Source organism: Micropruina sp., from assembly GCF_027492755.1.
Lineage (GTDB): Bacteria > Actinomycetota > Actinomycetes > Propionibacteriales > Propionibacteriaceae > Micropruina.
In genome coordinates this window covers 8,273-29,231 of the sequence record NZ_JAPUED010000236.1, presented here as the reverse complement: position 1 = coordinate 29,231, position 20,959 = coordinate 8,273, and the positions used below count along the sequence as shown (strand labels likewise).

Here is a 20,959-nt window from a genome sequence, read left to right as displayed (position 1 = left end):
GTCCGTCCTGACGGCTGGAGGAGACATGCCCGTTCCACGCAACGACGCCGCGATCGACGTCCTGTCCACCGTGCTCACCCAGGGACACCACGACCGTCCCGCGGAACTGGTCGACTACCTCGGCTACGAGATCCACGAGCCGGACGGCTGGCTGTGGCACGAGCAGCAGCCGCAGCCACCGCTGCAGCAGGCGGACGCCTACGACCTCGCGGACGCCGTTCCGGGCGCACGGTTGCACGAATCGCCCGGCCTGGTGCTCGACACCAGCGGCGGCACAGCCCCGTTCACCGCCGAGCAACAGGAGTACTGCCGCCGCAGCCTCGACGTCACCATGAAGGGCGGCACCACCAGCGGCGTGATCTACCCGCTGGCCCTGTGCGAACTGGCCCGCCACTTCCGGTTCCGCAATCTGGGTGGCGCCTCCGCCGGGGCGATCGCCGCCTCGCTGGCCGCGGCCGCCGAACTGGGCCGGACGCGGCGCGCCACCGGCGCCGTCCGTGACGACACCAGGGACGCCGAGCAGATCGCCCAGGGCCGGCTGCGGCAGGGCTTCGCCGGACTCTCCGACGTGCTGGCCTGGCTCACCCAGCGGGACCGCCCGAACGGGCCCCAGGAGTTCCGGCTGGTCCAGTTGTTCAAACCCACCCTCGCGGGCCTGCCGCTGTTCCGGGTGCTGGCCGCGGCGATGCGCGGTCAGTTCGTCCGCGGTGCCCTGCTGTTGCTGGTCAGTCTGGACGTGAAGGCGCTGGCCCTCACGCTGGTGCCGTTCGTGCTGGCGCCGCTGGCCCTGTCGGCGGCGGCCCCCTGGCAGTGGGGCGGCGGCTGGCTGAGCGTCGGCAACTACTGGTGGTCGGTGCTGCTGCTCTGGCTCGCGTTCGGTTGGGCGATTCCCCTGGTGGCGCTGTGGTTCACCCGGCCGCAGCGGACGCCGTCCCAGCCGCCCAGCGGCTTCGAGGAACCCGTGCCGGTGCCGCTGCCGCCGGCCGAGCGGCGTCCGTGGCTGCGGATGATGAGCCTGGTCGTCGTGTGCGCCCTGGCCTGGGTGCTGGCCGCCCACTACGCGCTGGGCTGGGTGGGCCTGCTGATGACCTTGATCTTCCTGGTCGCCGAGATGGCCTTCGTGCTGATCGGCTTCGGCATCGGCCTGGTGTGGTTCTCCAGCACCGCCAAGGACCATCGGTTCGGCCTGATCGGCGGTTCCGGGCAGGCCACGGACGCCGGCACCTGGCGTGGCCGGCTGGCCCGGCTGGTGGACAGCGCCGCCGGCGTCCTGCCGGACACCACCGTCGAAGCGAACCTGACCGATTGGCTGACCGGGGCGATGGCCGACCTGGCCGGCTTCGACCCCGACGAGGTGCTGCGATTCGGCCACCTGTGGACCGGCGGCGACTACACCCCCCGCGACCCGGACGGCAGCGGACGCCGCGCCGCCACGACCGCCCGGCTGCGGTCGATCAACCTGGAACTGATGAGCACCGAGCTGATCCGGCACGCGCCGTACCGGTTCCCGCTGCCGCCCGTGGAATCCCCCGGCGACCAGCTCTGGTTCGACCCGGACGACCTGGCCGGCCTGACCCCCGCCCGGGTGATCGCCGCGATGACCGCCGGGGCCACCCCGCTGCGGGTGCGTGCCCTGGCCACCGGTGCCGAGATCAGCCTCTACCCGTTCCCGCAGCCCTGGGACCTGCCGGTGGTGTTCGCCACCCGCGCCTCGCTCGCCCTGCCCGGCCTGTTCCAGGCCGTCCGGCTCTACGAGTTGCGCGAAGGCTCCACGCCGGTGCGCACCGAGTTCGGTGCCCGGCTCGGCCGGGGCGCCACCGAATTGCGCTGGCCGGGCGCGGACGGCGCGGCCCAGGTCGCTCAGGAGTTGTGGCTGACCGACGGCGGTGTCACCTCCAACTTCCCGATCCACCTGTTCGACTCACCGCTGCCGTTGTGGCCGACCGTCGGCATCGACCTGGGCAGCCATCCCGCCGGTGCCGGCCACCAGGACGTCTACCTGCTCGGCGACGCCGGCGCGGCCAAGGAACTGGGCACCCCGCTGGGCCGGGCGATGAGCAGCTTCCTGGCCGCGGTGATCGGCACCGGCCTGCAGTGGCGCGACACCGCGCAGCTGTGGATGCCGGCCTTCCAGGCCCGCATCGCGGTGGTCCGGCAGCGCAGCTACGAGGGCGGCAACAACCTGTTCATGACCACCGACGACATCGCCTCGCTCGCCCTGCGCGGGGTGGTCGCCGGCATGCGGTTGCGCCGCAGGTTCGCCTCCGACGCGCAATGGGAACGGCAGCAGTGGCTGCGGCTGCGGGTGGCCGCCGAAAGCCTGGCCGGCTTCTCCGACCGGCTGCGGGTATCCCTGCGCGAGCAGGCCTACGCGCGGCTGATTCCCACTCCGAGAGCCGGTGAGCCCTGGGACGTGCTGGACGCGATCCGCGACCAGTTGGCCGGCCACGCCGACCCGAATCCGCCGGTGGCGCCACCGGAGGCCCCCGACCCCGCGGTCTACTGGTACCGGCCCGAGACGTCCGCGTTCTTCGACGAACTCGGGACGCTGCTCGAACCTGCCAAGCACAGCGAGCCACAGTCCGGAGTCTTGCGCGACGGTGCGCCACGCCCGTTCGCGGAGCTCCGTCAAGTGCCCCGAGACTAGGTGTTTTCACTGGACCACCGTTGGTCGAGCTTATCGAGACCTCGGACGCCTTGGTTTCGACAAGTTCAACCAGCGACGGCTACTGGATGCCGGCCGCCTGCACGGCACGGACGGCGTCCAGGGCGGCCTGGTCGCCGTCCGCTTCGGGTTCGGGGCCGCGTCCCCACAGCCAGCGGTCGAGTTCCTCGGAAGTGCCGGCGAGTCCCGCGGTGGGCGGCAGGTCGGTGATCCGCAGCATGCCGGGCTCGTCGTAGCTCTTGCCGGACTGGCCGACGCCACGCCATCGTCCGGGGCGGACCAGCACGGTCCGTTCCGCGTCGCTGAGGGTCAGCGCGACCACATGATCGGAGGGCACGAACTCGAAACCCGGCTGCGTGCCCCACCAGGCGAACATCACGTCGACCGCGTGCAGCACGCCGTCGGCGGCCACTTCGGGGTCGATGGGGGTCGGCGTCCGGCCGGCGACCAGTTCGGCGTCGATCCGGTGCATCACCGCCTCGTGCACCTGCATCCGGCGGGTGAAGCCGACGGTCTGATCGGTCGCGAACCACGTCCAGGCGGGCTGCTCGTCGACGCGCTTGTCGAGTTGCTCAAGCAGAGCGTCGGTCTCGGCGCGGAGCAGCACGGCCGTGGCCTCGACACCGTCCGGACGCTCGGGCCCCTCCTCCTCGATCGCCTCGGAATCCTCGTCGCTCTGCGCCCCCGAAGCCAGGATGCGTGCCCAGAACGCATGCACCTTGGTCAGGTGCCAGAGCAGATCGGCGGCGGTCCATTCCGGACAACTGGGCACGACCGCTGCCGGATCGGCGGCCAGCACCGCCTCGGCGAAGCGCTCGGTCTCGGTGCGGATCACCCGCGTGTGGTCGAACATCTTCCCGACCCTACGTCACCCCTGTCCGGCAGCCGGTGCGAGATAGTCTGCCCGGATGGGAGCCCGGATCCGCCTGCTCGTCGTCGACGACGATGCCGCGGTGCGCCAGGCGTACCGGACGATGTTCGCCCAGCATCCCGCGGTGATCCTGGTCGGCGAGGCGTCCGACGGCTCCGAGGTCACCGCCGCCTATGCCCGCACCCGGCCTGACGTCGTCCTGATGGATCTGCAGATGCCGGTGGTCTCCGGGGTGGACGCGACCCGTGAGCTGTGCGGCCGCTGGCCGGACGCCACCGTGGTGGTGATGACCACCTTCAGCACCCGCGATCACGTGGTGGCCGCGCTGCGCGCCGGGGCGTCCGGTTACCTGGTGAAGGGGGTGAACGCCACCGGCATCGCGGTCGCGTTGCGCCAGGCGATCGCCGGCGAGATGCCGCTGTCGTCGGCGGTGCGCCGCGAACTGGTCTCCACCGTGATGACCGCGCCCGAGTCGGCCGGCCACACCCTGACGCCGCGCGAGGTGGAGCTGGTCCGCTGGCTGGCGCACGGGCTCAGCAACGCTCAGATCGCCACCCGGATGCATCTGTCCGAGGGTTCGGTGAAGCAGTATGTGGCCCGGATCGGTGACAAATGGGGCGTCCGGGCCCGGACTCAGATCCTGATCCGAGGAATCCAGCTGGGCATCGTCGACCCGGACACGCTGTCCTCGTCGCCGAGTTGATGCTCGTCCTCGGCGCGTGGCCGCAGGTCGACCTGAGGCCGCAGCGGTAGCTGCGCCGCCAGCTGCCAGCGCTCGCCGTCCGGTCCGGCCGAGAAGGTGCCGCCGGTGATCCTGGCCCGTTCGTCCAGTCCGATCAGGCCCAGCCCGGTGGAATGCGGGGACAGCCGCGGCCGGTCCGGCAACGGGTTCTCGATGGTGAGCTGGAGCAGGTCGCCGCTGGGCACGATCCGGATCGAGCATTCCGCGCCGTGCGGGGCATAGCGCAGGATGTTGGTGGTCGCCTCGCGGACGATCCGGGTGGCCGTCTTGCGGGTGGTCGGGTCGGCCGCGTCGACCGTCGCGTCGACCTCCGCCCGCACCGGGTGCCCAGCCTCCCGCAGGGTGCCGACCGCCGCGGCCACCGCGGCGGTGGGGCTCAGCCAGCCGGCGCCGTCGTCCGGCTGGGCGGACACCGGGGCCCGCATCACGTGCAGCAGCAGGGCCAGGTCGGCCTGCGCCGACGCGTTGATCGCGGCGACTCGCTCGATACCGGCCCGCAGCGCGCCGATGTCGGTCTCGCCGCGGTAGGCGCCGGCCTGCATGGTGATCAGCGACAACTGGTGCGCCACGATGTCGTGCAACTCGCCGGCCAGCTCACGACGCACATCGTCACGGGCCGCGTCGTGCCGGCTGGTCGCCGAGCTGAGGCGGCTGTCGGAGGAGTTGAGCAGCCGCTGGAAGTGCTGGGCGGCCAGCCCCAGCATCGCCCCGGTGATCGGATAGAACAACCCATCGGCGGCCGGCTGGAGGTTCGGGCTGCGGAACCAGACCAGGCAGTAGGCCGCCCAGCCGAGAGTCACGATCCAGGCCCACCGGCCACGATGCACGACGCCGATCGCGGCCAGCACGATGATCGCCAGCTGCGTGGGTTGCCCCAGCACCAGGGTGGGCTCGACGCCGATCAGGCCGAGCAGCAGCACGGCGAGCATGATCGCGACTGCGTATCGCGCCCGCCACGCGGTGGCCGCGAGACCCGCACCGGCCAGGCTCCACGCGGCCCACCAGGTCCAGTCATCCGCACCGGCCGACCAGCCCAGGACGGCGCGCACGGCCAGCACCAGTGCCACCGCGAGGACGGCCAGCCCGGCCGGGCCGCGCAGCGCTTCCGGACGCCACCCCCGCGCCTCCGCCGGGTCCGTCCCGGCCGGCGACGACACCGCCGGATCGGCCAACACCGGCACGGTCGCGCGCAGCCGCCACCCGTCCCGCTGGTCGATCTGAAAGCTCCCACCCGCGGCCAGGATGCGATGCTCGGCCGCCCGCAGCGCACCCTCGACCGTGGACGCACCGCTGCCCGGATGGCTCAACTCAACCCCGAGCCGGTCGGGCGCCAGGGTGACCGCGAGGGTGCAGATCTCGCCGGCCGGTGCCTGACGCGCGATCAGCGCACCGGCCTCACGCAGAATGGTGGCGAGCAGCTGCCGGGCGAAATCACCGACGCCGGGCAGCCGGGGCGGCAACTCGATGGTCACCTGATAGCCGTGCCCGACCAGCAGGTCTTCCACCTCTTCGGCGACCCCGAGCAGGTCCTCCCCGACGGTGCCGGCGGGCGTGTCACCGGTCCGCCCGCGCAATGTCGAGACCAGCCCGCGCAACTGCGCCAAGGTATCCCGCGCCGCGACGTCCGCCCGCTCCAGTACGGCGCTCAACTCGGCGGCGTCCGCGCCCGCCCGCGCCTCGGCGAGGTCACGCTGCTCGTCGCGCAGGCCGTCCACCAGCAACTGGGACAACTCCTCGGCCAACGCCGACCGTTCGGTGGCCCGCAGCCGCAGCGTCCGCGCCTGCAGCCGGCGGATCCGCAGATCCATTCGCCCGTTGCGCCGCCACAGCATCCGGGCCGCCAGGCCGACCCCGGTCGCCACCAACAGCAGCACCAGCAAGGCCAGCCCGCGCTCCGGACCGCCGAGGGCCCACGAGGCGACGGCGTAGGCGAGATAGCTCAGCATCACGATCCAGGCGGTCCGGGCCGAGACGACGGCGCAGATCATCACCGTGGTCACCACCAGCGGCGCCACGTCCTGGCCGAACGGGGCCCACAGCGCCGAGCCGATCGGCACGATGCAGACCAGAAGACCGAGCACCGGCCGGAACAGGGTGAGCGCCGCCCCGATCGCGGACAGCACCATCACGGTGGTGTAGAGCCACGGGGTCACCAGCCAGCTCAGGAACAGTCCACTGAGCAGATCCACCCCGATGACCACGAGCACCAAGGCACGGACCACCCGCAACGGACGAGGGGGCGCGTCCTCGTCCAGCTGAAGCGTTGCGGTACCAACCATCGAACGACCGTGTCCTGGGGGATCCTCCGCGCTCACTGTAACGCGAAGTATCCCCGGGGCGGTCGTCACCCGGGTGGCCGCTACTCGTGTGGCACTGTCACCGTCACGCACCAGCCGGCTCCGTTCACCGTCGCCGCAAAGGTCCCGCCGGTCAGCAGCACCCGCTCGCGTAAGCCTTTGAGCCCCCAGCCCAGCACCGGTTCCGGCGCCCCCTGCGGCCACTCGTTGCGGGCCTGCAGCGTGACCTGGTGCTCGTTGAACGTGATCTCGATGCTGCACCGGGCGCCCACCGGGGCGTGCTTGACCTGGTTGTCGACAAGCTCGGCGATCCCGCGCGACAGCGTCCGCTGCACGGTCAACTCGAACGCGTCCGCGGCCGCGGGCACACGCACGTCCGGGTCCAGCCCGGCTTCGATCAGTCGCAACTGTGCCGCGGCACCGGCCTGGGTGGGCGGGACGCGTTCGGCCAGTTCGCGGATCTCCATGCCGGACGCCGCGGTGGCCGGGTCGGCCCGCAACACCCGCACCAACAGCCGCAACTCGCTCAGCGCGGCCGAGTTGGCGCGCTCCACCGCACCCAGGGTGCGGTGCAGGACCCCGACGTCCGACTCGTCGTGCGCGGACAGCAGTTGCAGCGAGGCGGTGGACAGGTGGTGCACCACGACGTCGTGCAGGTCGGCCGACAGTGCCCGCCGCTCGTCCGCACGGATCCGGCCCTCCTCCACCGCCTGGTCGAGGGCGGTCCGGGCAGCTCGATCACGACGCTCGCGGATGCCCTGGCCGAGCCATCCCAGGACCAGTCCGAGCGCCAGCGGGCCGGCCAGGCTGAGCAGCAGCGCGCCACGCTCAGCACCCTGATAGCTCAGTACCCGAGCGGCGACGTAACCGGCCAGGCCGGCGGTGGTGAGCGCCGCCCCGCGGTGCCCCAGCTGGGTGAGTACCAGCGCCGGCACCACGGTGAGCAGCAGCGCGTCCAGGCTGGTCGACGTCCACACCAGCGCGGTGGCCAGCGGCACGGCGGCCAGCGCGAGACCGAGCAACGGACGCCACAGCGCGACCAGGATGGCCAGGTAGCCGACCACGTCCATGGTGGTGATCAGCGCCGCGTTGTCCAGCGGCACCGGAGCCACCACACTCAGCCGCACCACGTCGACCAACAAGAACAGCAGCAGCGCCGCAGCCACCAGCCGCACCTGATCGACGGTGGCGAGGCTGCGCACCCTGCGGATCAGCATCAGCGAGGCCGCGTCGCCCGGACGGATGGTGACTCCGCTCATCACACTCGCCAGGGGCAGAACCACGGAAGCGTGGTGCAGAAGCTCCGTGGACTCTCCTGCACCAGGGTCGCGCTCGGCTGGGAAGCGAGCGGTTGCGCGGTGACCGGCAGCAGCAGCGTGAGGGTCAGCATCGTCGTGATCGAAAGTGTTTTCACCGGAGGGCCTTTCATTTCCGGGGGGATGGCGAGATTCTTGCTTCGCTTTCACCATTGACACCATTCACGAACGGCCAGCGAGCCGCGAACGGTGACGAGTTGGCCGGAAGTGAACTGGGCGGGCGACGTCCGGTCAGCGTTGGATTGGCCTATGACCACCCCACCACAGGCAATACGCGTGCTGGTCGTCGACGATGACGCCCTGGTTCGCGAAGCGTACCGATCGTTCTTCCGCAAGGCCGCCGATCTCGACCTGGTCGGCGAAGCCCGCGACGGTGGTGAGGCCATCGACGCCTACGCCACGCTGCGACCCGACGTCGTATTGATGGATCTGCAGATGCCGCGCTGCTCGGGCGTCGAGGCCACCGCCCGGATCTGCTCGAAATGGAGCGATGCCTGCATCGTCGCGTTGACCACTTTCGGCACCCGCGAATACATCGTGGCCGCGTTGCGGGCCGGCGCGTCCGGCTATCTGCTCAAGGACACCGGCGCCCAGAATCTGCTGGCCGGGATCAAGCAGGCATTGCGGGGCGATATGCCGATGTCGTCCTCGGTGCGCCGGCAACTGGTCGAATCGGTGAAATCGGAGGTCCCGCTGAACCAGGAGCCGGTGGATATCGGGCTCACCCCGCGCGAGACGGAGTTGCTCGGCTGGCTGGCGCAAGGCCTGACCAACTACCAGATCGGACGCGAGATGTACGTCTCCGAAGGATCGGTCAAGCAGTATCTGGCGCACGTCGGCGACAAGATGGGCCTCAAATCCCGCACCCAGATCCTGGTCAAGGCGATCCAGTTGCGCATCGTCGACCCGCACGCGCTGCCCCGCAGCAGCGAGGTCGCCGCCCGCTGATCGCTCAGCGCTCGCCTGACTATTCAGGGCTCGCCGAATTCGGCGAGCCCTGAATAGTTGGGCGAGCGCTGGGGTTTTCGGTAACCGATCGGCCAGAGCAGCATTAGCTAAGGGCCGGGTTGGACGCCGAAGGATTGTTCTCCACGGCCATCCGGGATTCGCTGGAGAGGCACCCACATCACAGTGATCCGGAGGTCGACCATGGGCGTTCGTCCCGAGTACATCCTGGCCTGCAACGAGCGGTCCCCCTATTACGGCGACCGCCGGCCGATGACCCAGTTGCTGGCCGCCCTCGGCGGTGACGCCCCGCAGACCGAGGAGCTGCCGGACGGCTGGCTGATGCGGCGCTGGAGTGGCTGGGAGGGCTGGACGCCGCGCGACTGGACGCCCCGCGTCCAGGGCTGGAAGATCCACGTGTCGACCGTCCCGGACGACGCTCGGGAGACTCTGGTGCGCACCACCCGGATCTGCGTGGCGCACGACGTCTCGTTCAAATTCCTCTACGAGCCGAGCAGCCTGCAGGACACCAACGGCAAGCAGCAGGACCGTGGCTCGTCCGGCAAGTTCATCACCATCTACCCCGATGACGACGAGCAGCTCGCGGTGCTGCTGGACGAGTTGGAGACGGCGCTGGCCGGCCAGCGCGGGCCCTACATCCTCAGTGACCTGCGCTACGGCGAGGCGCCGGTCTACGTCCGTTACGGCGGCATCATGTCGTTCAGCTATCCCGACAGCCTCGACCACCAGGTGCATGCGATCACCGGCCCCGCGCTGCGACTGGTCGCCGACCAGCGCCGGCCGCGGTTCGTGATTCCCGAAGGCGTCACGCTGCCGCCTTGCCTGGAGGCCGCGCACCGGCGGGCGCAGACCTCGACCCCGACCCGGCTGCAGGAGTTCAAGGCGGTCTCGGCGATGCACTTCTCCAACGCCGGCGGCGTGTACCGGGCCACCCTGCCCGACGGCGCCGTGCACGTGCTGCGCGAGGCACGTAGCCACACCGGCCTGGACGCCCGCGGCCGCGACGCGGTGGCCCGGCAGATCGAGGAGGAGGCGATCCTGGCCGAGCTGGCCGGCCTGCCCGGCGTCCAGCGGCTGCTCGGCTCGTTCTGGGCCTGGGAGCACCGCTACCTGGAACTCGAGTACGCCCCGGGCCGCTCGCTGACCTCCTGGGTGGTGCAGAACTCACCGTTCGACGGCGACCGCGAACCCGGCCGGACCGCACGCTACGCGCAGCGCGCGGTGCGGGTCGGCGAGCAGTTGATCGCCATTCTGGACAGCATCCACGCCCGCGGCTGGGCGATCGGCGACCTGCATCCCGGCAACGTGCTGGTCGACGACACCGACGATGACGCGGTCACCGTGATCGACTTCGAGGACGCCACCGCCGTCGACCAGCCCCGGTCGATCGGCTTCCGGGTGTTCGAGTTCTGCGGACCCGAGGAACTCACCGCCGTGCAGTCCGACTGGTACGCGATCTCCCGCAGCCTGATGTTGATGTACGTGCCGGACTGGGAGATCGAGGCGATCGCTCCGGACTTCTGGGAGCGGGCGCTGCTGCGGGTCCGGGACCGGTTCGGGGACGCGGCGGCCGATCAGCTGCAGAGCGTGCTGGACCGCTTCCCGGCACCGGCAGCGCACCTGCTCGCCCCCGAGGTCACCATCCGCTCGGGACCGCCGGCGCAGTCCTCGGCCGAGCTGGTCCGGGCGCTGGACGAGGGCATCGAATGGTCGCGTCAGTTCTCCGAATCCGGGGCCTTCCCCGGTGACGCCGTCCAAGAGGGCGACGTGACCGAGAGCTTCGGCTACGGACGGGCCGGGGTGCTGTGGGCGCGGGGCCGGATCGGCGCTGAGGTCACCGCGTCCGATTTGGACGCGTTGCAGGCGGCCTGCCAGGACACCCAGTTCGAGCCCGGCCTGTACGCCGGCCGGGCCGGCATCGCCCTCGTCCTGGCCGACGCCGGGCGCGCCGAAGCGGCCCGGAAGGCGGCCGCCGACGCCCTGGAGGAATCCCTGGCCCGCCGCCGGCTGGACCTGTACGGCGGCCGGGCCGGCGTGGTGCTGGCAGCACTGGAGGTGGCCCGGCGGACCGGCGACGAGGCGCTGCGGGCCGAGGCACTGACCGCGAACGACCGGCTGCAGCGCTCGGTGCGCCCCGGCACCCGGGCCTGGGACGACCTCACCCATCGCCGCGGCTACTACCACGGCCTGACCGGGCTCGCCCTGGCCGACATCGTCGCCCACCTCACCGACTGCGGGCAGGGCCGGCTGGAGCGGGCGATGGACCGGCTGCGCGCCGACCTCGACGGCTGCATGACGACCGAGACCGGTGAACTGATGGTCCGCGACACCGACAACAACCGCGCCCTGCCCTACATCGAGTGGGGATCGGCCGGAATCTGGGCGATCGCGATGCTCGCCGAGCGGCTCAGTGGCGAACGCCTGGTCACCACCGAGCAGTACGCGGGTCTGGTCAAGGCGTGCTCGTCGGACATCTACATCTACGGCACCCTCGACCACGGCCGGGCCGGCATCATGGCCGTGCTGGCCGCCACCGGCCCCGAGGCGGACGCCGAGGTCGAGCGCCAGCGCCGGCTGCTGCTGCGCAACCTGCTGCATCGCGACCGGATGGCGTTCACCGTCGGCGACGGGATGATCCGGCTCAGCTCGGACGTCTCCACCGGCGCGGCCGGCATCGCGGTGGCCCTGCACGCCGTTGCCTGCGGCCGGCCCTTCGACTGGCTGCCACTCACCCGCGCCACCGCCGGGCACCTCTCCGCACTGCCGATTCCGGCCCGTCCGGACGAACTGGTCGCGGTCTGAGCAGGCCTGAATATCTATCGACCAGCGTCGGATAACCTCCGGGCAAGGCCCGCCGATATTCATTGAATGAGCATCGGCAATGCGATTGACTAATACTAGGAAACACCGAGAAAGGGGCGTGGCACATCATGCGGATTGATACATCAATGGCCATGACCACTCCGGTATCGCCGGCCCCCACTTCCCCGCCCCGGCCGCTCTCGCTGCAGGGCCTGGAACTCGAGCTGGAAACCCCGGCCGACACCTACCACTCCGGAAACAGTGCCTACACCTGTATCGCCCGGAGCGGATTCAGCATGGGCTGCTGACCGGCAGCTCACCCGACGAAGAAACCCAGGAAAAGAGGTGAAGAAGATGAACGACGCGCTCGGATTGCAGTACGACTTGCCGGAGGACACCCCCGAGGACGAGAAGGCCTCCAAGATCAGCATCGTGGCCTGCACCAGCAGTCACGCCAGCTACTTCTTGTGCTACAAGAAGTGACCACCCGAATCAACCGCCACCCCGGAAAGGAGGTGACTCAGATGGCTGACATCCTCGACCTGCAGGACGGCGAGACCGAGCCCACGCCCGGCGACGAGAAGGCCTCGAACATCAGCGTGCGGAACTTCTTCTGCCACAACTCCTTCGTCTCGGTCTCGATCTGCTTCGCGAAGTGACCCGCACCCGACATCCCTACGACAGCCATGAAAGGAGGTGCACCATGGCCGAGATCCTCGATCTGCAGAACGACGAGACTCCCGACGCACCCGGCAACGAAAAGGCCTCGAACAACAGCTACTTCATCTGCCACAACTCCGGTGCCAGCAACTTCCTCTGCTGGCGTCCGTAACCAACGGAACCGGCATTCGCCGCGCCTGGTCGGCGCCTATCCGACCAGTTCAGGCACACCCGGCTGGGCCGCCGCCTCACCCGAGGCAGCGGCCCAGCCGCATTTCCGCCGCATGTTCACTTACGGACAGATAGCCGGCTCGAGTACAGACATCCGACCCGCACCTTGCTGGACTGGGCTTACCCAACCCCGCGCGCGGGCCGCCACGGCCGCGCCACCCAGGAGGACAAGTCATGGTCAGTCAGATCCACGAATCCGCGCCGGCCTACGCGCCCCCCGTCGCGGCGATCACCGCCCACGACGTGCACAAGGCCTACACGGTCGACAACCGGCAGGTCGAGATCCTGCACGGCGTCAGCCTGGCGGTCGGTGTCGGCGAGATCGTCGCCGTGATGGGGCCGTCGGGTTCGGGCAAGTCCACGCTGATGTACTGCCTGGCCGGCCTGGAGGCACCGAGCAGTGGCCAGGTGACGCTGGCCGGCCAGCCGCTGGAGCAACTCTCCCGGGCCGATCTGGCCCGGATGCGGCGCTCCCAGGTCGGGTTCGTCTTCCAGTCCTACAACCTGATCCCGACGCTGACCGCCGCCGAGAACGTCGCCCTGCCCTACCTGCTGGGCAAGCGGAAGCCGCCGGCCGACCTGATCGCCGGCACGCTCGCCACGGTGGGCCTGTCCGAGCGGGCCGATGCCCGTCCGCCATCCATGTCCGGCGGAGAACAGCAGCGGGTCGCGCTGGCCCGGGTGCTCGCGCAGCAGCCGGAGGTGATCTTCGCCGACGAGCCGACCGGCGCCCTGGACACCCGCACCGGTGAGCTGGTGCTGGCCGAGTTGGTGCGGATCGCGCACACCCCCGGCCGTTGCGTGCTGGTGGTCACCCATGACCCGAAGGTGGCCGCGGCCTGTGACCGGATCCTGTTCCTGCGCGACGGCCTGCTGGTCCAGGAACTCCGCCAGGCGCCGGTCGAGGTGGTCGCGTCCACCCTGGCCGGGCTCGGTCGCAACGGAGCCTGACTCATGCGACGCGTGCATCTCGCCGAACTCCGCGATTCCTGGACGGCGTGGCTGGGCGTCAGCCTGGCGTTCATCGCGGTGAACGCCGCCCTGGTGCTGACCGTGGTGATCGGCTACACCGGCCTGGCCGCGGTCGCCGACGGCCGGCTCAGCCTGGAGACCTCCGCCTCCTGGACGATCGGCCAGGCGCTCGTGCTGGGCTGTGTGCTGCTGGTGGCGATTCCGGTGGTCGGTTCGTCCACCTCACTGGTGGTCGGGTCGCGGCGCGGTTCGCTGGCCCGGCTCGCGCTGGTCGGCGCGACGCCGTCCCAGGTGCGCGGCACCGTGGCCAGCCAGCTCGCGGTGGTGTCGCTGCTCTGCGCCCCGCTCGGGGATCTGATCGCGGTGCTGGCGATGCGGCCCTGGCTTGCCCTGATGGACTACTCGGCGCGCAACGAGCCGGGCTGGGTCGCGCTTGAACCCAACTACGCGCTGGCGCCGATCGTGGCCAGCAACCTGGTCTGCGCGGCGCTGGTGGTACTGGCCGGACACCGGCAGGCCACCTCCGCCAGCGAGATCCCGCCCCTGGAGGCGCTCCGTCAGGCACAGGCGCCCAGCCGGAGGGCCCGGCTGGGAGCCGGCCGGTGGATCCTGGCGCTATGCATCGCCGCCCTGGTCGCGGCGTCGTTCATCTCGGTGCCGATCCAGCTGGAGCATCGCTACAAAGAGACGGTGAGCAATCTGATGGTGCTCGGCTTCTTCCAGGTGTTCATCTGGGGCGCCCTGCTGGCTGTCGTCGCCCCCGTCCTGGTCGGCCCGGTGACCCGGTTGTGGACGCGGTTGGTGCCGACCCGGTCGCCGGCCTGGCTGATCGCCCGCGCCACCGTCGCGGCCCGGGTCGACCGGTTGTACAAGTCGGTGGTGCCGGTGATGTTCACCTTCGCGATCGGGATCGGTTCGCTGACCGTGGTCGACTCGATGATCGCCACCATCGCGGTATCGATGGGACGGCTCGAGCTGGCCCTGCCGATGTGGGACACCTTCGTGCTGCAGTTCGGGCTGCCGTTGGTGATCGCGTTCGCCGGCAGTGTCGGCTCGCTGCTGATGATGGGCAAGCAGCGGGACGCCGAACTTGCACTGGCCGGCATCTCGGGCGCCACCCCTGCGCAGCGGGTCGCGATCCCGACCCTGGAGGCGGTGATTATCACCGTCACCGGTGCGCTGCTGTCGGCGGTGGTGATCGTGCCCAGCCTGATCTTCCAGGCCTATTCGCTGAGCGCGGCCGGGCTGACCTACACGCTGACCATGTCGGCGCCGCTGGTGCTGGCCGCCCTGCTGGGCGGCGTCGCGATCACCGGCCTGGCCACCGTGGCACCGACCTTGTCCGCACAGCGACTACCCGAACCCCGGGTGATCGCCCGGCTGGTGGCGGAGTGAGCCATGCGGAAAGTGATAGCAGCTGAGCTGCGAGATTCCTGGTCGGCCTGGCTCGGGGTGTGCCTCGGCTTCGTGATGACCGGCTTCGGGCTCACCCTGGCGGCGCTGGTCGTCCAGTCCTCCCTCGGCGCCCGGGAGCTGATCCCAGAGATGGAGTCCGATGCCTACACGATCATCGGCGGCAGCAATCTGCTGCTCTGCGTCGTGGTCGGGCTCTCGGTGGTCGGTGCGGCCACCTCGCTGGTCCTCGACAGTCGCCGCGGCGCGGTCGCCCGGTTGGGGCTGGCCGGCGCCACCCCGGGCGGCGTGGTCGGCTCGCAGCTGTGCCAGCTCGCCGCGGTCGCGGTGGCGTCCGCCGTGGTCGCCGACCTGCTCGCGATCGCGGCGCTGCGGCCGGCATTGGACTACCTGCAGGCGGAACGCGGCGCCGACAGTGCCGGCATCGCGGTGCCCGCGGTGGTGGAGCCGGCCACCCTGGTTGCGGTCAACCTGCTCTGGGTCGCGGTGGTGCTGGTCGGCGGGCTACGCCAGGCTCGGCGGGCCAGCCGGATTCCACCGGTCGAGGCATTGCGACAGTCACAAGGCGCGGAGCCCACCAGGACCCGTTCGGTGGCCCGCTGGGTGCGGGTCGTGCTGGCCCTGCTGATCGTGCTGGGTTTGTTCGCCATCGTGCCGGTGCTGGCCGCGAACCGCGGCCGTGAGACCTTCACCCAGATCATGCAGCTGAACCTGTTCGGGCTGGTCGTGGTCGGTTGGCTGCTGGCGGAGCTGATGCCGTCCGTCGTCCGGCCGTTGACCGCGGCCTGGACCGGGCTGCTCCCGGCGACCGTCGCTCCGCAGTGGTGGCTGGCCAGGGCGACCGTGCTGGCCCGGGCGCAGCGGCTGACCCGGTCGGTGACCCCGGTGATGTTCACCTGTGGTCTGGCCTTCGGCGTGCTGGGGCTGCCGGCCACCTACAACGCGATCTTCGCCGCGAACGGCGTGGACGTCGAACTCGAGCATGTGGGCGCCGAGACCTTCCTGGTCAATCTGGGCATGCCGTTGGCGATCGCGATGTGCGGCAGCGTCGGCTCGCTGTTCATGATGAGCAAACAGCGCACCGCCGAACTGGCGTTGCTCGGCATCGCCGGGGCCACCCCCGGCCAGCGCACCAGGGCGGCCACCGCCGAGGCGGTCATCGTCACCGGCACCGCCGCGCTGCTCGGCCTGGTGATGGTCGGCGTCAGCTTCGCCCACCTGGCCTACGCCACTCCGGCGGCCGGCTTCGGCTTCGCCCTCGCGGTGCCGGTGCTGCCGTTCCTGGTGGCGTTGCTGGTCACCGGCGGGATCACCATCGCCACGACGGTGGGTCCGACCCTGGCCGGACGCCGGCTACCCGAACCCCGGGTGATAGCCCGACTGGTCGCCGAATAGCCCACCCCCAATGACCCGCGAGCCGCCCGGCTCGCGGGTCATTTTCTTTTCGAAGCTTCGTTCGGACAGCATTCGACTAACCAAAGGACACCCTTACTCACATTCCATTGACCCTGTGAACCGCGCGGGATTGACTGTGTTCACACCCCAGAGAATCGCCAGAGGAAAGGTTCGGAACAAATGCCCGAAGTCTTCGATATGCAGGATCAGGATCCCGATGCGCCGCGCGACGAAAAGGCGTCCAACGTTTCCTACGCCGCCTGCCACAACTCCTACCAGAGCCAAGCCTGGTGCTGGCGCTGGTGAATCCGGCGATCAGCGACTGAAAAGGAGGGGCGCCATGCGTCACGTGCTGCGCCTGAATGAGGAACTGCCCGAGACTCCAGCCGAGGAAAAGGCGTCCACGCTCAGCCTGTTGCAGTGCCCGCACAGCGCGGTGAGCGTCGCCGTCTGCCAGTTGGTGCGGGGTAACAATCCCCGGTGACCGTCAGCTTCCCGGTGACGGTCAGGGAGCCACACCGATCGGCGCCTATCCGATCGGAATGACTCCCTGAGCCGTTCACACGGTTCTAGTCATTGTGCCAGTCCGCGACCCACAACGAAAGTGAATGCCGATGTCTTCGCATGCCGCCCACACCGCCCGGATCGGCGGGCTGCTGGCCGATCCCCCAGCCGGTCCCATCGCCCGGCTGCTGGTCATTCTGCGCTCCGACCCGCGGGCGATGACGGTGGCCTTCCTGGGCACCATCGTCGCCTCGCTGGCGGCCCTCGTCCAGCCCGCCCTGACCGGCTCGCTGGTGGGCGCGTTGCAGTCGCTCGACATGCAGCGGCTGATGCTGATCGGCAGCCTGCTGGTCGGTGCCGCCATCCTCTCGTCGGTGATCACCGCCGGGGTCAACCTCGTCACCGCCTACGCCGGCAACCGGCTGGTGCGCAGCTTCCGCGACGAGTCGGCTGACATCGCACTGCGAGTGCCGGCCGAGAAGCTGGTCGATCATCCGACCGCCGATCTTGTCGCCCGGTGCTCGATCGACTCAGAGAAGATGGGCGAGGTCTTCACCCGCGGCCCGATCCAGGCCCTGGGCAGCATGGTGCTGGTGGTCGGCTCGCTGATCCAGATGCTGCTGCTGGACCCGATCCTGACCGTGTCGGCGCTGGGCCTGTGCCTGCTCGCCCTCGCAGTGATCGTGGTGTCGTCCAACCGGCTTACCGGGGTGGCCTTCGAGCGTCAGGAGGCGCAGGGTGCCTACGTCGCCGAAGTGACCCGGGCCCTCGATTCGGTGCTCACCATCCGCGCCTTCGTGGCCAACGCCTTCGCGGTCGGACGGCTCTCGACCACCTCGCAGCGGCTGCAGGACGCGTCCAACAAGTCTGCGCGGGCCCAGGCGTTCATGGAGCCGATGGTGTCGGCGCTGATCCAGGGCACCCTGCTGGTGATCATCCTGGTCGCCTTCGCCCGGGTGCAGTCCGGCGGGCTGGCGGTCGACTCGCTGGTCGCCTTCTTCATGTACACGATGATGCTGATCGGCCCGATCGCCGGCTCCACCGACACCGTCATGCTGATGGCCGAGACGCTCGGCGCGCTGAAGCGGATGGTCGAGCTGCGGGCGGTCACCGAACGGCTGCCGCAGGACTCGCAGCGGATCCACGCCGAGTTGGCCGCGGTCTCGCTGGAGGACTACGGCAACCGGCCCAGGGCCGACCCGGACGTGGTCGAAGGCGAGGTGGGCTTCCGGAACGTGTCGGTGCGCTACGCCAGCGCCGGCAGCACCAGCCGCGAGTTCGCCATCTCGGACGTCTCCTTCGACATCATGCAGGGCTCCTGGGTGGTGCTCACCGGGACGTCCGGCTCGGGCAAATCCACCATCTTGTCGTTGCTGGAGCGCTTCCTGGTGCCCAGTCAGGGCCTGATCCTGCTCGACGGCATCCCGTTGGACGACCGCGACGAGGACGTCTACCGCAGCCAGGTCGGCTACATCGAGCAAGCCTGCCCGCTGTTCGCCGGCACCGTGCGGGACAACCTGCTGCTGGGCCGTACCGACATCGACGACGAGCAATGCTGGGAGATGCTCGACAAGGTCGGCCTGCTACCCACCATCCGTGGCCGGGACGAGGGCCTGGACGCCCCGGTCGGCGAATCCGCCTACGCCTTCTCGGGCGGTGAACGGCAGCGGCTGGCGATCGCCCGCACCCTGCTGCGCAAGCCGCGACTGCTGCTGCTGGACGAGATCACCTCGGGTCTCGATGTGCTGAACCGCGTGCAGATCATGGAGCTGATCCGCTCGACGATGGGCGACATCACCACCATCGCCGCAGGTCACGGCCGGTTCGGCACCGACTGGGCCGATCAGGTCCTGGTCCTGGACGGCGGCCGGCTGGTAGAGAACGGCCACCCGGCCGAGGTGTCCGCCCGCTCCGCACTGTTCCGCTCGCTGACCGCACAGTAGGAAGGAGGCCCTGCCGTGGCGCTGCCCGACGAGTTGTCCTGGGTGGACGACCTGGACGATGACCAACTATTGGCAACCTTGGCCCAGCACGGCGAGGCGGTGGACGGCGACCCCAGCCATGCCGGGCGGCCACCCGGCCAGGGCGACGCCGGCTTCCAGCTGATCCCGCTGGGCGACGCCTGGCTCCGGTTGGACGCCGACAGTCTCGGCCGGATGTGGGGCTCCTTGATCCCGGACGCCCGCTACCCCGGCGTCACCAACGGCGATCCGCCGATCCGGTTCGACGACGACTCCGACGATCTGGATGGCTGGATGACCACCCGTGCCGACATCGACGCCAGCGGGTTGCGCTGGGTGAGCGTGCTGCGGCGTCCGGAACGTGAGGCCTACGTGGCACTGGTCTACGACGCCTCCGCAGCCGGACCGCAACGCCAGCTGCTGGTCCGTGGCGTCTACCCCGACATCAGCCTGATCGACGACGGCAACCAGCTGGCGTTCGTCGAACCCGACCGCGAGATCCGCGGCGGGCAGCGGGCGGTGATCGCCCGCGCCGACCCGGACACCTTCGAGACGTCCCGGCAGGTGATCGCCTATTCGGCGACCGGCGGGCTCGGCATCCAAACCTGTTCGGTGCGTCGGTTCTTCAAGCTCAGCCACGGCATCCGCTCGGAGCGGGTCTGGGATCTGGTCGACGCCCGGCAGGATCCGCCGCAACCGATCAGCGTGCCCGGTGCCCCCAAGGATCCGAACCTGATCGACGTCGCGCTGCTCGACGGACGCGCCGTGCTGGTGCAGCTGTACAACGGCGACGGCTCGTGGACGCTGATGGCCAGCGCGCTGGACGAGGGCCGCATCCTGTCCTCGTGGGCGTGCGCCAGCGGCATCGGAGTGGCCCGGGAGATCTCGTCGGGCACCGGCCACGCCGTCGTCCGGGTCAGCCGCGACGGCGAAGAGACCCTGCACCGGGTCGACATCGCCGGCTTCGCGACCGGACGGGATCCGCTGCTGGCCGCCCCCGGGCTGCTCGACCTGCGTGCCAATCAGGTGACGCCGTCGATCGGTTTCGCCGCCACCGAGCTCAGCGGCGGCCTGCCGCCGTTCTTCTGGTACTTCGACGACGACGGCAGTTGCTGCAACGACCCGGCTGAGGTGGCCGAGCGTGCCGGTGGGCTGGCCCGGGCGAAACGGGAGCGGTTCACCTCGCACGACGGCTACCAGGTCGAGATGGATCTGCGCTGGCCGGCCGGCTCGGGCGACAGCTTCGTCGGCCCGGTGATGGTCATGCTCTACGGCGCCTACGGCATGGACATCGACCTGGACACCGACCCGACGCTCGGGCAGTGGCTGGATCGGGGCATCGCGGTGGCCACGCCGCACGTCCGGGGCGGTGGTCCTGAGGCCCGGCATCTGGCCGGGACCCGCGCCAAGCGCGTCCATTCGCTGGCCGACACGGTGGCGGCGATCGATTATCTGCGCCGCGGCCGGGGCGCCGTCCGGGCCACCGAGATCGTCACGCTGGGGGCGTCGGCCGGCGGCTTCCTGGCCGCCACCACGCTGCACACCTGCCCCGACGACGTGGACGTCTGTGTCGTGGTGAACGGCTTCGTCGACCCGCTGGCCAGCCTGCTCGGGGACCGCAGTCCCACCGCCGCCAGCGACCGCGACGAGTGGGGCGATCCGGCCCGCAACCCGAACGACCTGGCCGCGCTGCGACAGATCTCGCCGGTGGGCAACCTGAGCGCCCCGGTGGACGCCGAGACCCTGGTCGTGGTCTGCGCCCAGGACATGCGGGTCGATCCCCGCCAGGGCTTGAAGTGGACGCTCGGCCGACGCGAACTCGGCGGCCCGGTCGAGCTCTGGTTCGACCCGCAGGGCGCCCACGACTGCTGGGGCGCCGGCATGTCCCCCACTGCGCTCACCGACTGGGTGGTGGCGGCGCTCGGACGCCGGCGCGCCCGCCGCGCCGCCTGAACACCCGCCGGCCGAGACCGTCGAGCCCAGCCGCACCCCGCCAGTCGAGCCCCACCCAGCCCGCCGCTGGTCGAGACCCTCGCGAGCGCACAGCCAGCCCGCCGCTGCTCGAGCTTGTCGAGACCTCTCAAAGCGCCGCACTGACAGGGGGTTTCGACAAGCTCAACCGCCGGCGGACGCCCTAGCGTTCTCCGTCATCCCGGGCTTGCCC

General features: G+C 70.3%; 19 protein-coding genes. 15 read left to right on the top strand and 4 right to left on the bottom strand.

Annotated elements, in window-relative coordinates:
- The first annotated feature begins 25 nt into the window (after positions 1 to 25).
- Positions 26 to 2,647 (top strand): patatin-like phospholipase family protein, encoded by a 2,622-nt coding sequence (locus Q0066_RS16340; protein ID WP_298134931.1) that lies wholly within the window; start codon positions 26 to 28, stop codon positions 2,645 to 2,647.
- Between the two features lie 79 nt (positions 2,648 to 2,726).
- On the opposite strand, the gene Q0066_RS16335 is transcribed toward Q0066_RS16340, so the two are convergent.
- Entirely contained in the window at positions 2,727 to 3,518 is a 792-nt protein-coding gene (locus tag Q0066_RS16335; protein WP_298134929.1) for a maleylpyruvate isomerase family mycothiol-dependent enzyme, read from the bottom strand.
- A gap of 55 nt (positions 3,519 to 3,573) precedes the next feature.
- On the opposite strand from Q0066_RS16335, the gene Q0066_RS16330 reads away from it, so the two are divergent.
- Positions 3,574 to 4,239, top strand: coding sequence for a response regulator transcription factor (locus Q0066_RS16330; protein ID WP_298134927.1), 666 nt, complete (start codon positions 3,574 to 3,576; stop codon positions 4,237 to 4,239).
- On the opposite strand, the gene Q0066_RS16325 is transcribed toward Q0066_RS16330, so the two are convergent.
- From Q0066_RS16325 to Q0066_RS16315, 3 genes are all read right to left on the bottom strand, one after another.
- On the bottom strand, positions 4,170 to 6,557 hold the full coding sequence (locus tag Q0066_RS16325) for a sensor histidine kinase (protein WP_298134926.1): 2,388 nt from the start codon (positions 6,555 to 6,557) through the stop codon (positions 4,170 to 4,172). The genes Q0066_RS16330 and Q0066_RS16325 overlap by 70 nt on opposite strands.
- An 80-nt stretch (positions 6,558 to 6,637) precedes the next feature.
- Positions 6,638 to 7,834, bottom strand: coding sequence for a histidine kinase (locus Q0066_RS16320; RefSeq protein ID WP_298134924.1), 1,197 nt, complete (start codon positions 7,832 to 7,834; stop codon positions 6,638 to 6,640).
- Positions 7,834 to 7,965, bottom strand: a complete 132-nt coding sequence (locus Q0066_RS16315; RefSeq protein WP_298134922.1) for a hypothetical protein — start codon at positions 7,963 to 7,965, stop codon at positions 7,834 to 7,836. Before Q0066_RS16315 ends, Q0066_RS16320 begins: the two co-directional genes overlap by 1 nt.
- Positions 7,966 to 8,140: 175 nt before the next feature.
- Here Q0066_RS16315 and Q0066_RS16310 point away from each other — a divergent pair, with 175 nt between their 5' ends.
- From Q0066_RS16310 to Q0066_RS16250, 13 genes are all read left to right on the top strand, one after another.
- Complete coding sequence (locus Q0066_RS16310) at positions 8,141 to 8,839, top strand: response regulator transcription factor (protein WP_298134920.1); 699 nt, start codon at positions 8,141 to 8,143, stop codon at positions 8,837 to 8,839.
- A 201-nt stretch (positions 8,840 to 9,040) separates the two neighbouring features.
- Complete coding sequence (gene lanKC / locus Q0066_RS16305; RefSeq protein ID WP_298134918.1) at positions 9,041 to 11,659, top strand: class III lanthionine synthetase LanKC; 2,619 nt, start codon at positions 9,041 to 9,043, stop codon at positions 11,657 to 11,659.
- A gap of 152 nt (positions 11,660 to 11,811) precedes the next feature.
- Positions 11,812 to 11,967 carry a hypothetical protein gene (locus tag Q0066_RS16300; RefSeq protein ID WP_298134916.1) on the top strand — a complete coding sequence of 52 codons (156 nt, stop codon included), beginning with the start codon at positions 11,812 to 11,814 and terminating at the stop codon, positions 11,965 to 11,967.
- A gap of 46 nt (positions 11,968 to 12,013) precedes the next feature.
- Positions 12,014 to 12,142: a hypothetical protein gene (locus Q0066_RS16295; protein WP_298134914.1), complete on the top strand. Its 129-nt coding sequence runs from the start codon at positions 12,014 to 12,016 to the stop codon at positions 12,140 to 12,142.
- Positions 12,143 to 12,183: 41 nt separating this feature from the next.
- Positions 12,184 to 12,318, top strand: coding sequence for a SapB/AmfS family lanthipeptide (locus Q0066_RS16290; RefSeq protein WP_298134912.1), 135 nt, complete (start codon positions 12,184 to 12,186; stop codon positions 12,316 to 12,318).
- A 44-nt stretch (positions 12,319 to 12,362) separates the two neighbouring features.
- The gene (locus Q0066_RS16285; protein ID WP_298134911.1) at positions 12,363 to 12,491 is read left to right on the top strand and encodes a SapB/AmfS family lanthipeptide; all 129 of its coding nucleotides are present in this window, start codon (positions 12,363 to 12,365) and stop codon (positions 12,489 to 12,491) included.
- 233 nt (positions 12,492 to 12,724) lie between these two features.
- Positions 12,725 to 13,501 (top strand): ABC transporter ATP-binding protein, encoded by a 777-nt coding sequence (locus tag Q0066_RS16280; RefSeq protein ID WP_298134910.1) that lies wholly within the window; start codon positions 12,725 to 12,727, stop codon positions 13,499 to 13,501.
- Between the two features lie 3 nt (positions 13,502 to 13,504).
- Positions 13,505 to 14,917, top strand: coding sequence for an FtsX-like permease family protein (locus Q0066_RS16275; protein WP_298134908.1), 1,413 nt, complete (start codon positions 13,505 to 13,507; stop codon positions 14,915 to 14,917).
- Positions 14,918 to 14,920: 3 nt separating this feature from the next.
- Positions 14,921 to 16,330, top strand: a complete 1,410-nt coding sequence (locus Q0066_RS16270; RefSeq protein ID WP_298134907.1) for an FtsX-like permease family protein — start codon at positions 14,921 to 14,923, stop codon at positions 16,328 to 16,330.
- Positions 16,331 to 16,510: 180 nt separating this feature from the next.
- Complete coding sequence (locus Q0066_RS16265) at positions 16,511 to 16,636, top strand: hypothetical protein (protein ID WP_298134905.1); 126 nt, start codon at positions 16,511 to 16,513, stop codon at positions 16,634 to 16,636.
- 34 nt (positions 16,637 to 16,670) lie between these two features.
- On the top strand, positions 16,671 to 16,814 hold the full coding sequence (locus Q0066_RS16260; protein WP_298134903.1) for a SapB/AmfS family lanthipeptide: 144 nt from the start codon (positions 16,671 to 16,673) through the stop codon (positions 16,812 to 16,814).
- 130 nt (positions 16,815 to 16,944) lie between these two features.
- Complete coding sequence (locus tag Q0066_RS16255) at positions 16,945 to 18,777, top strand: ABC transporter ATP-binding protein (protein ID WP_298134902.1); 1,833 nt, start codon at positions 16,945 to 16,947, stop codon at positions 18,775 to 18,777.
- 15 nt (positions 18,778 to 18,792) lie between these two features.
- On the top strand, positions 18,793 to 20,748 hold the full coding sequence (locus Q0066_RS16250; protein WP_298134900.1) for a prolyl oligopeptidase family serine peptidase: 1,956 nt from the start codon (positions 18,793 to 18,795) through the stop codon (positions 20,746 to 20,748).
- Positions 20,749 to 20,959: the final 211 nt, after the last annotated feature.

What these genes read in the sequence shown, in the direction of transcription:
- Q0066_RS16340 (WP_298134931.1), top strand. Translation starts at nt 26, where the DNA reads ATGCCCGTTCCACGCAACGACGCCGCGATCGACGTCCTGTCCACCGTG.
- Q0066_RS16335 (WP_298134929.1), bottom strand. Translation starts at nt 3,518, where the DNA reads ATGTTCGACCACACGCGGGTGATCCGCACCGAGACCGAGCGCTTCGCC.
- Q0066_RS16330 (WP_298134927.1), top strand. Translation starts at nt 3,574, where the DNA reads ATGGGAGCCCGGATCCGCCTGCTCGTCGTCGACGACGATGCCGCGGTG.
- Q0066_RS16325 (WP_298134926.1), bottom strand. Translation starts at nt 6,557, where the DNA reads ATGGTTGGTACCGCAACGCTTCAGCTGGACGAGGACGCGCCCCCTCGT.
- Q0066_RS16320 (WP_298134924.1), bottom strand. Translation starts at nt 7,834, where the DNA reads ATGAGCGGAGTCACCATCCGTCCGGGCGACGCGGCCTCGCTGATGCTG.
- Q0066_RS16315 (WP_298134922.1), bottom strand. Translation starts at nt 7,965, where the DNA reads ATGCTGACCCTCACGCTGCTGCTGCCGGTCACCGCGCAACCGCTCGCT.
- Q0066_RS16310 (WP_298134920.1), top strand. Translation starts at nt 8,141, where the DNA reads ATGACCACCCCACCACAGGCAATACGCGTGCTGGTCGTCGACGATGAC.
- lanKC (WP_298134918.1), top strand. Translation starts at nt 9,041, where the DNA reads ATGGGCGTTCGTCCCGAGTACATCCTGGCCTGCAACGAGCGGTCCCCC.
- Q0066_RS16300 (WP_298134916.1), top strand. Translation starts at nt 11,812, where the DNA reads ATGACCACTCCGGTATCGCCGGCCCCCACTTCCCCGCCCCGGCCGCTC.
- Q0066_RS16295 (WP_298134914.1), top strand. Translation starts at nt 12,014, where the DNA reads ATGAACGACGCGCTCGGATTGCAGTACGACTTGCCGGAGGACACCCCC.
- Q0066_RS16290 (WP_298134912.1), top strand. Translation starts at nt 12,184, where the DNA reads ATGGCTGACATCCTCGACCTGCAGGACGGCGAGACCGAGCCCACGCCC.
- Q0066_RS16285 (WP_298134911.1), top strand. Translation starts at nt 12,363, where the DNA reads ATGGCCGAGATCCTCGATCTGCAGAACGACGAGACTCCCGACGCACCC.
- Q0066_RS16280 (WP_298134910.1), top strand. Translation starts at nt 12,725, where the DNA reads ATGGTCAGTCAGATCCACGAATCCGCGCCGGCCTACGCGCCCCCCGTC.
- Q0066_RS16275 (WP_298134908.1), top strand. Translation starts at nt 13,505, where the DNA reads ATGCGACGCGTGCATCTCGCCGAACTCCGCGATTCCTGGACGGCGTGG.
- Q0066_RS16270 (WP_298134907.1), top strand. Translation starts at nt 14,921, where the DNA reads ATGCGGAAAGTGATAGCAGCTGAGCTGCGAGATTCCTGGTCGGCCTGG.
- Q0066_RS16265 (WP_298134905.1), top strand. Translation starts at nt 16,511, where the DNA reads ATGCCCGAAGTCTTCGATATGCAGGATCAGGATCCCGATGCGCCGCGC.
- Q0066_RS16260 (WP_298134903.1), top strand. Translation starts at nt 16,671, where the DNA reads ATGCGTCACGTGCTGCGCCTGAATGAGGAACTGCCCGAGACTCCAGCC.
- Q0066_RS16255 (WP_298134902.1), top strand. Translation starts at nt 16,945, where the DNA reads ATGTCTTCGCATGCCGCCCACACCGCCCGGATCGGCGGGCTGCTGGCC.